This is a genomic window from Planococcus koreensis, assembly GCF_004761975.1.
Taxonomy (GTDB): Bacteria; Bacillota; Bacilli; order Bacillales_A; family Planococcaceae; genus Planococcus; species Planococcus koreensis.
Window position 1 is genome coordinate 62610 of sequence record NZ_RQII01000042.1, and the last position, 12876, is coordinate 75485.

A 12876-nucleotide genomic window follows, 5' to 3' on the forward strand; every position below is an offset into this window, starting at 1 on the left:
TCGAGAAGGCATTCCCGCTATAATGTGGATCAGGTACTTTCAATTACGACAGCAATGCCTTGGCCGCCGCCAATGCACAAGCTCGCTACCGCGTATTTCGCTCCGCGGCGCTTGAGTTCGTAGGCAGCCGACAGCAGGATGCGGGTACCGCTTGTGCCCACCGGATGCCCGAGTGCCACCGCGCCTCCGTTGACATTGACTTTATCACGGGAAAGTCCAAGCTCTTTTTCGACCGCCAAATATTGGGCGGCAAAGGCTTCGTTGATTTCGAACAAATCGATGTCCTCAAGAGACAAGGCGGCACGTTCAAGCGCTTGCTTGATGGCTGGAACCGGACCGATGCCCATGATCGTCGGATCGACTCCCGCTACCCCCCACGAAACGATGCGCGCAATCGGCTCCAAACCGTGGCGGTCGACAGCTGCTTGTCCGGCAATAACGACTGAAGCTGCTCCATCGTTGATGCCTGAGGCATTGCCGGCTGTCACGGTGCCGTCTTTTTTAAATGCCGGACGCAGCTTCCCAAGCACCTCTGTGCTCGCTTCCGGCTTGATGTGTTCATCTTTATCAACCACAACAGTTCCTTTGCGGGTCTTCACTTCGACTCCGACGATTTCTTTTGCAAATACACCATTCTCCGTTGCACGTGCAGCCCGCTGGTGTGATTCAACGGCGAAAGCATCTTGTTCTTCGCGGGAAATCGAGTATTGCTCTGCCAATTTTTCGGCCGTCATTCCCATGCCTGCGCCGGTATATTGGTCTGTCAGCGTGGCCGTCAGCATATCTTCGAATTGCATATTGCCCATTTTCGGACCATTAAATCGCTGGTTGAAGTTCGCATAAGGCGACATCGACATATTTTCTGCGCCTCCGGCCAGGACCATATCAGCCTCGCCGAGCAGAATATTTTGAGCCGCTGTTACGACAGCTTGTGCACCTGAACCGCATAGGCGGTTGAGCGTCAATGCCGGAACTTCTTTCGGAACCCCTGCTTTTAAGCCGATATGGCGCGCCAAGTAAGCGGCGTTGACGCTTGAATGGATGACATTGCCATATACGACGTGGTCGATATCTTCCGCTCTTACATTCGAGCGCTTCAACGCTTCCACTGCTGTCGCGGTTCCCAGTTCCGTGGCGCCGACATTGGCGAATGATCCGCCAAACCCTCCGAATGCTGTTCGCGCCCCATTTACCAAATATACATTTTCCATTTTTTCATTTCCCCTTCCGAATACACTTATTTTGCTTGTTCCGCCGGTTTGCGCAGCGTATGTTTCAGTACTTTTCCTGAAGCGTTTCTTGGCAATTCATCCATGAATTCCACTTCCAGCGGCACTTTGTATTTCGCCAACTGGGTGCCGCAATAGGCTTTGACTTCTTCTTCGCTGATGACCTGTCCCGCCTTTACGACGGCATACGCTTTCGGCACTTCGCCATAAACTTCATGCGGCACGCCGACAACCGCCGCCTCCAGCAGCTGCGGAATCTGGTAAAGCACTTCTTCCACTTCCACGGGATACACGTTCTCCCCGCCGCGGATGATCATGTCTTTCTTGCGGTCCACTATATACAATAAACCCTCTTCATCGAATTTCCCTAAATCCCCGCTGTAAAGCCAGCCATTTTTTATGGCTTGGCGCGTCGCTTCTTCGTTGCGCAGATAGCCTTTCATCACTTGCGGGCCTTTCACCGTTATTTCACCCACTTGCCCCGCTGGCAGTGATTCTCCGAACTCGTCCACCACCCGTATTTCTGTCAGTGGCAGCGCTTCACCCACCGAACCGATTTTTTCCAATGCCAAATGATCTTTCAGCGATGAAGCGGCGGGCGCATTTTCTGTTTGTCCGTAGCAATTCTGTACAGCCACTTTCGGAAACGCCTCTTTCAGCTGCTTCACCAGCTCATAAGGCATCGGTGCTGCGCCATAACAGAACAAGCGCAGCGAAGACAAGTCTCTGCTTTTAATATCCGGACGGTTCAAAAGAATGCTGTACATCGCCGGCACCCCGAAGAACATGGTCGGCTGCTCCGACTCCAATGTCTGCAAAGTTTGATCCGGCGAAAATGCTTCTTCGATGACGAGCGAGCCGCCTTTTGCCGTAACCGGTGCTGCGAACACGTGGCTTGCCGCGCAGTGGAACAAAGGCGTTGAAATCAGCATGCGGTCATTAACGGTGACGGACAGCGCCTCCGCCCAGATGTCTGCTGTTGCGCCAAGATTGGCATTGGTCAGCATGACGCCTTTCGGTTTCCCGGTAGTGCCCGATGTGTACATGACCACCGCTGTATCATCGCCAGCCAGTTTGACAGGTTTGAATTCCGGCTGCCCTTCCGCCATTAAACGTTCGAACGCTCCGTCTGTACCGATTTTCAGCACATCTTGAAATTTGTGTTCTGTCTTTTTGATCACTTCTTCTATTTTCTCTTCGTAGATCAGCGCTTTTGCCTGCGAGTTCGAAAAGATATACTCCACTTCGGGTGCAGCCAGTTTTGTGTTGATCGGCATGGCGGTAAACCCTCCCAGCTGAATGCCGAAATAGCATACCAGGAACAAATCGGAATTCAGCGCATACAAAGCGATGATGTCATCTTTTCCGTAGCCTTTTTGCTGGAAATAAGCGGCCACGCTCTTGGCTTTCCTGTAAAACTCACGATACGTCATTTCTCTGCCTTGAAAAGAGGTATAGACTTTATCCGGCTGCGTTTTTGCGTATTCAGCAATGCTTTCTGTCATAAACATGCGCGACATCCCCTTTGGAATCGAATGGCCGCCTGGCTTTTTGATGGCGGGTAAACCGGCTGTAAGTGCTTACAAAATACAGTTTTCAGAAAACTCTTTCTATCCTTTATCTTATCGGCTTTTATTTTGGATTGCAATGGATTGATTGTCTTCGAGTTTAAAATTCAAACCTCAGTTTAAAATATTGTTTTAATCTTTCGCATACCCCTTCTTTATTTATAATGATTATCATTAAGAATTGATTTTAATGTGGAAACTGTTATCATTGGTAAGGTAGTGTTTTATACAAATACAGAGAACGAGGTGTTCGATTCATGAGTCAAGACAAACAAGGTCTAACCACTAACTGGGGAGCCCCAGTCGGAGACAACCAAAACTCGCAGACGGCCGGACAACGCGGGCCTGTCCTATTGCAAGATGTCCATCTTCTTGAAAAATTAGCCCATTTTAACCGCGAGCGTGTTCCTGAGCGTGTCGTCCATGCTAAAGGTGCAGGCGCCCACGGTTATTTTGAAGTGACAAATGACGTAACGAAATATACGAAAGCCGCTTTCTTGTCGGAAGTCGGCAAAAAGACGGACATGTTCGCACGCTTTTCCACAGTTGCCGGCGAAACCGGTTCTGCTGACACAGTGCGCGATCCGCGTGGATTCTCATTGAAGTTCTATACGGAGGAAGGAAACTACGATCTAGTCGGAAACAACACGCCGATTTTCTTCATTCGCGATGCCATTAAATTCCCGGATTTCATCCACACGCAAAAACGCCATCCACAAACCCATCTTAAAAACCCGGACGCAGTGTGGGACTTCTGGTCGCTATCACCGGAATCGCTGCACCAAGTCACGTATTTGATGGGCGACCGCGGCATTCCTGCGACGCTCCGCCATATGCACGGATTCGGCAGCCACACGTTCAAATGGACAAACGCTGAAGGCGAATCGGTATGGGTGAAATACCATATGCTGACGGAACAAGGTATTCAAAACATCACGCAAGACGTAGCAGACAAAATTGCCGGCGAAAATCCGGACTATCATACGGAAGACTTGTTCAACGCAATCGATCAAGGCGACTTCCCGGCTTGGAAGATGTATGTTCAAATCATGCCATTGGAAGAAGCGGATACATACCGCTTCGATCCGTTCGATGTCACGAAAACGTGGTCGCATAAAGATTATCCGTTGATCGAAGTCGGCCGCATGGTCTTGGACCGCAACCCGGAAAACTATTTTGCGGAAGTGGAACAGGCGACATTCTCACCTGGTACATTGGTTCCCGGAATCGATGTCTCGCCTGATAAAATGCTGCAAGGCCGTTTGTTCGCTTACCACGATGCGCACCGCTACCGTGTAGGCGCAAACCACCAGATGCTGCCGATCAACGCACCGAAAAACCAAGTCAATAATTATCAGCGCGATGGCCAGATGAACTTCGGCAAAAATGGCGGAGCTTCTGTCTATTACGAGCCGAACAGCTTTAGCGGCCCCCAGGAAACAGCTGCTGCTAAACCTGCTCCGCTTGCTGTTGAAGGATTCACGGATTCCGTTGCTTACCTGCAAGACGATTTCTATACACAACCTGGCGATCTTTACCGCCTGCAAAGCCCGGAAGAACAAGACCGGTTGGTTGCGACGTTCGTCGGCAATCTAAGCGCAGTCACGTTAGAGGAAATCAAAATCCGCCAAATTAGCCACCTTTACAAAGCGGATGCTGAATTCGGCAAACGCGTCGCTGAGGGATTGGGCCTCGAAGTCCCGGCTTTTTCTGAAACGCTATAATCAATTAGCTGAACCATTCTCAATTAGCTGCCGCTTCTCTCAGAAGCGGCAGTTTTTCTATGCAAAAAGGAAGCGGCTCTTTATAGGCCACTTCCTTTTTCAATCATGCTGTTTTAATTCAGTTGCAATAGCTTGCGCCACTTCTTTGCCGTTTTGAATGCATGCGCCGATGCCGACCCCATAATAAGAGGAGCCCGCCAAATGAACATTCGGCACCACAGCGGCCATCTTCATTTCCAATGCATCGACCGCTGCTTTATGCGCCATATGGTAATTGGGCATAAGCCCTTTCCAGTCGGTCACTTCGACCGTTGTCGGCTGCGCTTCGATCTGCAAGCTTTTTCGAATATCGGACAAGGCCACTTTCACCAATTCCTCTTCAGACAAGGCTGTCAAACCCTCGTAAGCCGGATTCGAACTCTTATAAAAGAGCCTCACAAGCAATTGGCCGCGTGAAGTATGACTCCATTTCCGGCTGGTCCACGTGCAGGCATTGCATAAAACATCGCTGCCTTCCGATACGATAAAACCGGTGCCGTCTTTCGGCAAGTTTTCATCCGCAATATCAAATCCCAGGTAGACGCTGATCAGCGAGGAATTCGTCAATTTCTGGAATTCCTCATCCAGCTCCTCGAGGCCCAACACTTGCTGCGCCACTTGATGCGGTGTTGCGAAGACGACAAAATTGGCCCCAATGACGTGTCCACCCGCCAGCTCGATGACGTAGCCGTCGCCTTGTTTGACAATAGTAGAGACCGGATCCTCTTTCACGATTGTCGTAGTATGAAGCGTTTCTTCAAGCCGGTCGATCAACACGGCCATTCCTTTATCAAATGAAATGAATTTCTTGTTTGCCGCCCCTTGGAAATGGGCTTTATTGGCCTCGAAGCCCTTGATGATGCTGCCGTAATCATTTTTGTAATCCACCAGATAAGGCAAAGTCGTGGCCAGCGTCAAATCGTCCAGGCTGCCGGAATAAACGCCAGACAACACAGGCCCGATCTGCTTCTCCACCAGTTCCTCGCCTAGAAACGCCTTTAGAAATTCCCCGAGTGAACTATTGCGTGTGAACGTTTCGTTTGTGCTTTCAAAGTCTTTCAGCGCTTCCAGCTTCCCTTGTTCCGACACAAGCGTCGAGCTGAACAACGCTTCTTTGTCCATCGGAATCCCGAAGACACTGTCTGCTGGAATTGCGTGTAATTTGTTATTGGCGTATAGGTATGAAATGCCGGTGCCATTGTAAACGACTCTTTCCTGCAGCCCCAATTCTCCTACAAGCTCCAGAACGCTTGCATGGCGGGCGACGATTGAATCCGCTCCGGTTTCCATGATGAACTCGCCATTGTCCACTGTGCGGATTTTCCCGCCCAGCTGCGCCTCCCCTTCAATCAGCACAAGATCCAATTCAAGGTTCTGGTCTTGCTTCAGCTTTTCCAAATAATGCGCGGCTGATAATCCTGTAATGCCGCCTCCGATGATTGCCACTGTCGCCATATCCAATCCACTCCCTGCTATGGTTACTATTCTATCAACAAATCTCTTTTGCCGCAGAACATAATTTGTCTTTTTTGACACGCTTTTATTGCGTTTCCTCCTGCACACTGGTTTGATTAAGATAGAAACATTTAAGTCGACAGAGGAGGACGCGCGCATGATGAACCCTATAGATCAAAACATTATCGGACGCCGGTCAATAAAGAAATTCAAGCCGGATCCGATTGATACCGAAGAAATCATTGATTTGCTGAATGTCGCCAGATGGGCCCCGAACCATACGCTCAATGAACCTTGGCGTTTTCAATTATACACTGGAGCGGGCAAAGAGAAATTCGTTCAGGCTTTCTTGGATGCCATGACCCAAAAGGATGGCACCATTCCGCAGACAGCACTCAACAAAGCACAGTATTTCCGCTCGATTCCGGTGCACGTCGTGGCCATCATGCCAGTAGATCCCCGGCAGCGCCGCTGGGATGAAGATTTCGGCGCAATTTCTTCATTGCTGCAAAATTTTCAGCTTGCGGCGTGGGAACGCGGGATCGGCATGATTTGGCGCTCGAACGACTGGATCTACAATCCGGTCTTCCGCAACGCAATCGGGATTGCGCCAGCTGAAAAAATAGTCGCCACGATGATGATCGGCTACCCGCAGCACGTGCCGGAACAAGGCCAACGCACCGACATCCGCAACAAACTGACGATTATAGACAAATAAAAGAAGGCGTTCAGACGCCTTCTCAGATTAGAGACTAAAGAGGTTTTGGAATGCATTTTCCGATGCCTCTTTTTCCATATAAAAAAGGCTGTAGCCGCCTCGCATCGATTGAGTTTGTCTACAGCCTGAAAGAGCTCTACGAGTCCTTTTTGCGTTGAATTCACTTTTCCATAACCGCAAAATAATTATCTTCATTGTCCGCAAAGTTGAACACTTTGCCTGAAGGCATATCTACAATTCCCCCGACTGTAATGTTCTTCTCTGTAAACTCTTTGAACAGCTTTTCTACATCTTCCGTGAAAAACATCAAAGAAGGCGTACCTAAGTTTAATCCCTGCGACATTTTTTCGACTGTTTCTTTGTCATGCAGAACGATGCTCGTTTCAGCACCCTCAGATGGAGCAATTTCAATCCATCTCATTCCTTGGCTTTTCTCATCGGCGACTACCGCAAACCCTAATTTTTTTGACCAAAAATCCACCGCTTCATCTTGATTGTTGACGTATAACATAACCTGGCCAACTTTACTGATCATTTTTTCAGCTCCTTATTAAGATGATGGAATCGCATTTATTCTATCTTAATTTATATTTCAGAACATTTAAATAGTCTTTGGCTTTTTTTGTTTTTTGACACCTCCTTACTTATCATAAAAAACAAAAAGACCGTCAGCAATGGCTGATGGTCTTTGGTTCATTCCAAACTCTTCATTGCCCCGACTGCTCCGGAAAATTCACCATTCTCCAGAAATAGCGGAATCGAGCCCCTTAAAATCGTGTAGCTTTCCACCACTTGTTTGAGCAGCGCATTTTCAATAAATGAAGAACCGATATAAATAATAGTTGAACTGCTGCATTGGCGCGCTGCCTGGACACTGACCGTGCTGACGGTTTCTCCGACAAGTCCAATGACAGTTGCCAGCAATTCTTCAACAGACAATTCACTGGATATCGAAAAAAGGTCCTGGCCGAAATTGCTCGCTGTCAATTCGCCTGATATCGGCGGCTCTTTGCCTTCGTAAATATGCTTCACTTTTAAATCGATGCGCTCTCTGGACCCATTGCTTGCCAGTCTCACAATTTCATCGAAATCAGTCAAGCCTGTCAGCAAATGGCTCAGACCGATCAATGTACCGCCGCCGATGCCTGTCCCGCCCAGCCGTTCCTGGGTATTGTTCTGAATGCAATGGATAGAAGTCCCGGTGCCTACATTGGTCACCAAATAAGCGTCATCACTGCGCCCCATCTTTTCAAGAAGATACTGCACCCCTAAATGCGTCGCTTCGAATTCAACCATTTCGGCCGTTTCTTTTGTTAAGAAAGAACGGAGAACACCGGATTTTCCGCCAGTTACGCAAATAGCCGCTTGGTCCAGCCCATTTATCCAATCAGCTACCTGTTCCATTTCCGCAATCGGGTATTTTGCAAAGTGAATTTCCCCCGCTTCTGCGTAAGCCACTTTGATCAACGTCCCGCCTGCATCAATTCCAACTATCATTATTGCACCTGCTCCTTCTGGAAATTCCAGCTAATATGAGTTATATCTCAAGAAATTTTACCACAATAATGGTATTCGCGAAATTTTTTTGCCGGAAAACGATGGAAGACGCGCGTTCGAAAGAAAGTGGGCACTTATACACAACAAAACCGCCTGTCCATTGAAGGACAAGCGGCGTCTTTAGATGGGAATGATTATAGCTGTCTGAAGCCGCCTGTGTTTGCGCGGACATTGACTTCGGAGAATTTCTTCTCGTTGGCTTCTTTCGACAACAATGTGCCGACGACTCCACCCAGGAATCCAAGCGGGATGGAAACGATGGCGGGATTGGTCAGCGGGAAGAGCGGTGTGCCAGTAATAATGGCAACCCCAGCTTCCGGGTTCATGACGCTCGGGCCGATTGACACCAGAACAAGCGCAGATACCAGTCCAGTAAGAATCGCTGAAATCGCTCCAGTCGTATTGAATTTCTTCCAGAAAATCGTGTAAACGATAACCGGTAAATTGGCGCTGGCTGCGATACAGAATGCCAGCGACACAAGGAATGCCACGTTCAGGCTTTGGGCAAAAATTGCCAGAATGATGGAGAATACGGATACTCCGACCGACGCGTAGCGAGCTGCAAGCATCTGCTGCCGTTCTGTTGCTTGGCCTTTTTTGATGATCTGGCCGTAAATATCATGGGCGAATGCTGATGCCCCGGTCAGCACCAGGCCTGCCACAACGGCAAGGATTGTGGCAAAGGCTACTGCCGAAATGAACGACATTAGGATATCGCCGCCTAAAGCTTGTGCAAGAAGCGGTGCCGCCATATTGCCGGCAGGGTTGGTACTGATGATCGTTTCAGAGCCGACAAATGCCGCAGCGCCAAAACCAAGGAAAATGGTCATAACATAGAAAATGCCGACTATCCACGTTGCCCACATAACAGAGCTTCGTGCCGTTTTTGCATCACGCACTGTGAAGAAGCGCATGAGGATGTGAGGCAGTCCAGCTGTACCAAGGACAAGTGCCAGCATGAGCGAAATGGTATCCAACGGAATTTTGTATTTCACACCGGGATTAAGGAACGCTTCTCCATGCGGTGTCGCCGTTTTCACTTGTGCGAACATTTCCAGGATGCTGAAGTCGAAACGCTGCAAAACCAGGAACGACAAGATGACAGTACCGATCATCAGCAGCACCGCTTTAATGATCTGCACCCAGCTTGTCGCGGTCATGCCGCCAAACAGGACGTAGATCGTCATCATAAAGCCGACCAGCAAGACAGCCCATAAATAATCGATGCCGAATAATAATTGGATCAACGCACCGGCACCGACGAGCTGGGCAATCATATAGAAGATGACAATCGTGATAGAGCTGAGCGCCGCAGCACCACGCACTTTCTTCGCGTTAAAACGCGCGTTGATCATGTCCGCCAGTGTGTATTTCCCCAAATTGCGCAGGGGTTCCGCTACGACGAACAAAACCACGAGGTAGGCCACTAAATAACCGATCGAAAACAGGAATCCATCAAAGCCGAATAATGCAATCGATCCGGCGATTCCTAAGAATGACGCCGCAGACAGATAATCCCCGGCAATTGCCAGACCGTTTTGCCAACCGGTCAATCCGCCTCCAGCGGTGTAGAAATCACTCGCTGAATTGGTGCGTTTCGCTGCATAATACGTTATGACGAGAGTCATCGCAACGATGACTAAAAAAATGATAATGACAGTTGCGTTCATCGGTTTTCCTCCTCGTCATAATTGAATTCTTTTAATGTATCATGCGCCATTTCATCAAATTTCGATGCGCGTTTCATGTAAACGGTTACGAGAATCCACGTCATTGCGAAAAGGCCGAAGGCGAATACCCACACCCATGAAATATCGCCGATGAAAGGCGCGCTTAGCCAGTCGGTATAGGAAATGACGAGGTTGAATAATAGATACAAGCCTAAAAATAAGACTGTGGTCGAAATCAAAAACGCCTTTTTCTTCTTCATCAATTCCCGGAAACTGGCCGATGCTTCGATTGCTTCAAAATCCGGGATATGGCCCGCTTCTCGTTTATTCGTTGCTATTTTCGCCTTGTCCTGGCCCGTTGCAGGAACCGAAACATTATTTCCCGTTGCCGTTTTCGCCATACTCAACACCCCTTTTTATTTATATTTTCTGAACATACAAACTATTAAAGCACTTAACTTTTACCAAGTCAATGCGTTAAATGGTATAGATGGCATTAAATACCATTCCAATTAATGGAATATAATATGCAAAAAAGCCCGGCTGTTGTGGCCAGCAACCGGGCTCTGATTCATGCTTTTGCTTCTCCTCAATTTCCACGCTGGTTTTCTTGGCCGAACGAGGAATTGAACAGCTTGAACAATTGTTCAAATTTGCTCAGGATATCCAGTGCCAGCAGACCGTTTCCTTCCGCTGTCTTCGGATAGCCGAGCGGCACTGTGCGGCGCACGAGCTGCGCGTATAATTCCGCTTCCGTCAGCTCACGCGCAAATTCCATTTCTGCAATGTTCTTGATCAAGACCAAAGCGCCAGAAATATGGGGTGTTGCCATCGAAGTCCCGGACAATGTCGCATATTGGCTGCCGGGATAAGCAGAGTAGATATTGATGCCCGGTGCAACAATGTCGATTTCGTTGTTCGTATTGCTGAACGGTGCTATTTTCCGGCTAAAGTCGACTGCCCCCACTTGAATGACTTCGCCATATGCGCCCGGATAAGCGAATTCATCGGTCGAGTGGCTGTCGTCCCCTTCATTGCCGGCAGCACAAACAATGGGAATGCCATTGTCGACCGCTCTCTTCACGGCATCGTGTAGTTCAGCCACATTATCAGGGCCGCCTAGCGACATCGAGATAACCGTCGTTTTTTCGCCATTCGGCCCGCGCCAATCAATCGCGTAATGGATACCGTTAATAATGCCCTCATAATCACCGGACCCTTCCCCGTTCAGCACTTTAAGGATCAGCAACTGTGTTCCCGGGGCAACACCCACGATTTTCCCATTCGGGCGCAACGAGGCCGCCACTGTTCCAGCTACATGTGTGCCGTGGCCATTATTATCAGAAAAGTCATTGGCATCGCTATTGAAGTCAGCAGTGAAGTTCCGTCCGCTGATGATTCTGCCCTGAAGATCCGGATGATCCGGTTGGCATCCAGTGTCCAATATCGCTACAACCGTGCCTTTGCCGTGCTGAGCCTGTTCCCAGACCGCAGGTGCTTGGATCATCCGCACACCTTCCGGAATTTGCGGGGCTGCTGCCTCGATTGCTTCCACCCGAAAAGGGATTAAATGAATATCATGCATAAAAGCGCCTCCTTATCATTCATTCTAATTCCGTCTGCTGTCCGCTGCTGCTAATTGGCCTTTCTCCTGCTATTAGTTCTGTTCTATTTTCCCTTGAAATTCCCTTTTTATTTCCCGGGAAACATTTCTTCAGTCTTTTGCACGATGCATAAATAAGCTGCAGAAGAGGTTTTTTAGACACGCTGCAAGAATTGTATAGGAAGAGGAGGTTTTAAAATGAATGGAAATTGGCTGATTTACGGGGCATATGGCTATACAGGCGAGCTGATTGTACAGGAAGCGGTGCGCCGGGGGCTGCATCCGGTAATTGCCGGGCGCAATGCTGAGAAACTGGCAGTATTGGCTGCACAATTCCAATTGGAAACACGAACCTTCCCTTTGGATGGCCGGGCGCATGAACATTTGCAGAACATCGATCTCGTGCTGCATTGCGCAGGGCCTTTCAGCGAAACGAGCAAACCGATGATTGAAGCTTGTCTGGCCTCAGGCGCTCATTACTTGGATATTACCGGGGAAATCCCCGTCTTTGAACATACACACGCACAACACGAACGGGCAATTGCTGCTGGCGTCGTCCTTTGTTCCGGGGTTGGCTTCGATGTCATCCCGACAGACTGCACCGCCTTGAAATTGAAAGAAATCCTGCCGGACGCCACGCAGCTGGCACTGGGCTTCGACTCGGATTCCGGCATATCTCCAGGCACCTATAAAACCGCGGTCCGGGGTCTTGGCTCTGGCAGCGCTGTGCGCCGGAACGGAAGGCTTACGACAGTGCCACTCGGCAGCCAGCATCGCCGGATCGACTTCGGAAGGGGCACCAAGTCTGCCATCGGGATTCCGTGGGGCGATGTCGCCACCGCCTTTTATACAACCGGAATCCCGGATATTTCGACATGGATTCCGATGCCGCGGGCAGCCGTTTTCGGCGCACGCCTGTCAAATGCCTTGCGCCCAGTACTTGCTTCAGATCCGGTGCAGCAAAAACTCAGCACTTGGGTGGAGCAAAACGTCAGCGGCCCCGACGAAACGCTGCGCAAAAATTCGCCCGCCTTCATATGGGGCGAAGCATCGAATGCAGACGGCCTCCGGAAATCCGTGCGCATCCAAGTAGCGAATGTTTACGACCTGACCGTCTACTGCGCTTTGGAAACGGTGGGACGCCTATTGAATGGCAGCTTTCCTGCTGGCAGCTCGACGCCGGCCCGCCTATTCGGCTCACAGCTGATAGAAGCTCTTCCCGGTTCCGGGAAATTTGAGATTGACACGTTCTATCCTTCTTCCACCAATAAAAGCTGATGTGCACAAAAAACAGACCCTAAGCATGCCCAAGT

At 49.4% G+C, this 12876-nt stretch carries 11 protein-coding genes; 3 read left to right on the forward strand and 8 right to left on the reverse strand.

The genetic code is table 11. The features are described from left to right. Positions 1-29 precede the first annotated feature (29 nt). Together EGV91_RS10220 and EGV91_RS10225 are read right to left on the reverse strand one after the other, a co-directional pair. Positions 30-1211 (reverse strand): acetyl-CoA C-acetyltransferase, encoded by a 1182-nt coding sequence (locus tag EGV91_RS10220; RefSeq protein ID WP_135503382.1) that lies wholly within the window; start codon positions 1209-1211, stop codon positions 30-32. A 26-nt stretch (positions 1212-1237) separates the two neighbouring features. Then, entirely contained in the window at positions 1238-2740 is a 1503-nt protein-coding gene (locus tag EGV91_RS10225) for a class I adenylate-forming enzyme family protein (RefSeq protein WP_135503384.1), read from the reverse strand. 314 nt (positions 2741-3054) lie between these two features. Here EGV91_RS10225 and katA point away from each other — a divergent pair, with 314 nt between their 5' ends. After that, positions 3055-4521, forward strand: coding sequence for a catalase KatA (gene katA, locus EGV91_RS10230; protein WP_135503386.1), 1467 nt, complete (start codon positions 3055-3057; stop codon positions 4519-4521). Positions 4522-4620: 99 nt separating this feature from the next. Here the strand turns inward: katA and EGV91_RS10235 are convergent, their stop codons facing one another. Further along, complete coding sequence (locus EGV91_RS10235) at positions 4621-6015, reverse strand: protoporphyrinogen oxidase (protein WP_135503388.1); 1395 nt, start codon at positions 6013-6015, stop codon at positions 4621-4623. A 157-nt stretch (positions 6016-6172) separates the two neighbouring features. Between EGV91_RS10235 and EGV91_RS10240 the strand changes: the two genes are divergently transcribed. Continuing rightward, the gene (locus EGV91_RS10240; protein ID WP_241666169.1) at positions 6173-6733 is read left to right on the forward strand and encodes a nitroreductase family protein; all 561 of its coding nucleotides are present in this window, start codon (positions 6173-6175) and stop codon (positions 6731-6733) included. A 160-nt stretch (positions 6734-6893) separates the two neighbouring features. Here the strand turns inward: EGV91_RS10240 and EGV91_RS10245 are convergent, their stop codons facing one another. From EGV91_RS10245 to EGV91_RS10265, 5 genes are all read right to left on the reverse strand, one after another. Beyond that, a complete protein-coding gene (locus EGV91_RS10245) occupies positions 6894-7268 on the reverse strand; it encodes a VOC family protein (protein ID WP_135503390.1) in 375 nt (124 codons plus the stop codon). 158 nt (positions 7269-7426) lie between these two features. Beyond that, positions 7427-8230 carry a type II pantothenate kinase gene (gene coaW / locus EGV91_RS10250; RefSeq protein ID WP_135503392.1) on the reverse strand — a complete coding sequence of 268 codons (804 nt, stop codon included), beginning with the start codon at positions 8228-8230 and terminating at the stop codon, positions 7427-7429. Between the two features lie 194 nt (positions 8231-8424). Beyond that, positions 8425-9960, reverse strand: coding sequence for a solute symporter family protein (locus EGV91_RS10255; protein WP_135503394.1), 1536 nt, complete (start codon positions 9958-9960; stop codon positions 8425-8427). Beyond that, positions 9957-10361 carry a DUF485 domain-containing protein gene (locus EGV91_RS10260; protein WP_135503396.1) on the reverse strand — a complete coding sequence of 135 codons (405 nt, stop codon included), beginning with the start codon at positions 10359-10361 and terminating at the stop codon, positions 9957-9959. The genes EGV91_RS10255 and EGV91_RS10260 overlap by 4 nt, the downstream gene beginning before the upstream one ends. A gap of 188 nt (positions 10362-10549) precedes the next feature. Continuing rightward, entirely contained in the window at positions 10550-11545 is a 996-nt protein-coding gene (locus EGV91_RS10265; protein WP_135503398.1) for a S8 family peptidase, read from the reverse strand. Between the two features lie 216 nt (positions 11546-11761). Here EGV91_RS10265 and EGV91_RS10270 point away from each other — a divergent pair, with 216 nt between their 5' ends. Further along, a complete protein-coding gene (locus tag EGV91_RS10270; RefSeq protein ID WP_135503400.1) occupies positions 11762-12841 on the forward strand; it encodes a saccharopine dehydrogenase family protein in 1080 nt (359 codons plus the stop codon). Positions 12842-12876 lie beyond the last annotated feature (35 nt).

Bases quoted from the DNA above. Each gene is read 5' to 3' on its own strand.
- EGV91_RS10220 (WP_135503382.1), bottom strand. From the start codon at position 1,211: ATGGAAAATGTATATTTGGTAAATGGGGCGCGAACAGCATTCGGAGGG.
- EGV91_RS10225 (WP_135503384.1), bottom strand. From the start codon at position 2,740: ATGTTTATGACAGAAAGCATTGCTGAATACGCAAAAACGCAGCCGGAT.
- katA (WP_135503386.1), top strand. From the start codon at position 3,055: ATGAGTCAAGACAAACAAGGTCTAACCACTAACTGGGGAGCCCCAGTC.
- EGV91_RS10235 (WP_135503388.1), bottom strand. From the start codon at position 6,015: ATGGCGACAGTGGCAATCATCGGAGGCGGCATTACAGGATTATCAGCC.
- EGV91_RS10240 (WP_241666169.1), top strand. From the start codon at position 6,173: ATGATGAACCCTATAGATCAAAACATTATCGGACGCCGGTCAATAAAG.
- EGV91_RS10245 (WP_135503390.1), bottom strand. From the start codon at position 7,268: ATGATCAGTAAAGTTGGCCAGGTTATGTTATACGTCAACAATCAAGAT.
- coaW (WP_135503392.1), bottom strand. From the start codon at position 8,230: ATGATAGTTGGAATTGATGCAGGCGGGACGTTGATCAAAGTGGCTTAC.
- EGV91_RS10255 (WP_135503394.1), bottom strand. From the start codon at position 9,960: ATGAACGCAACTGTCATTATCATTTTTTTAGTCATCGTTGCGATGACT.
- EGV91_RS10260 (WP_135503396.1), bottom strand. From the start codon at position 10,361: ATGGCGAAAACGGCAACGGGAAATAATGTTTCGGTTCCTGCAACGGGC.
- EGV91_RS10265 (WP_135503398.1), bottom strand. From the start codon at position 11,545: ATGCATGATATTCATTTAATCCCTTTTCGGGTGGAAGCAATCGAGGCA.
- EGV91_RS10270 (WP_135503400.1), top strand. From the start codon at position 11,762: ATGAATGGAAATTGGCTGATTTACGGGGCATATGGCTATACAGGCGAG.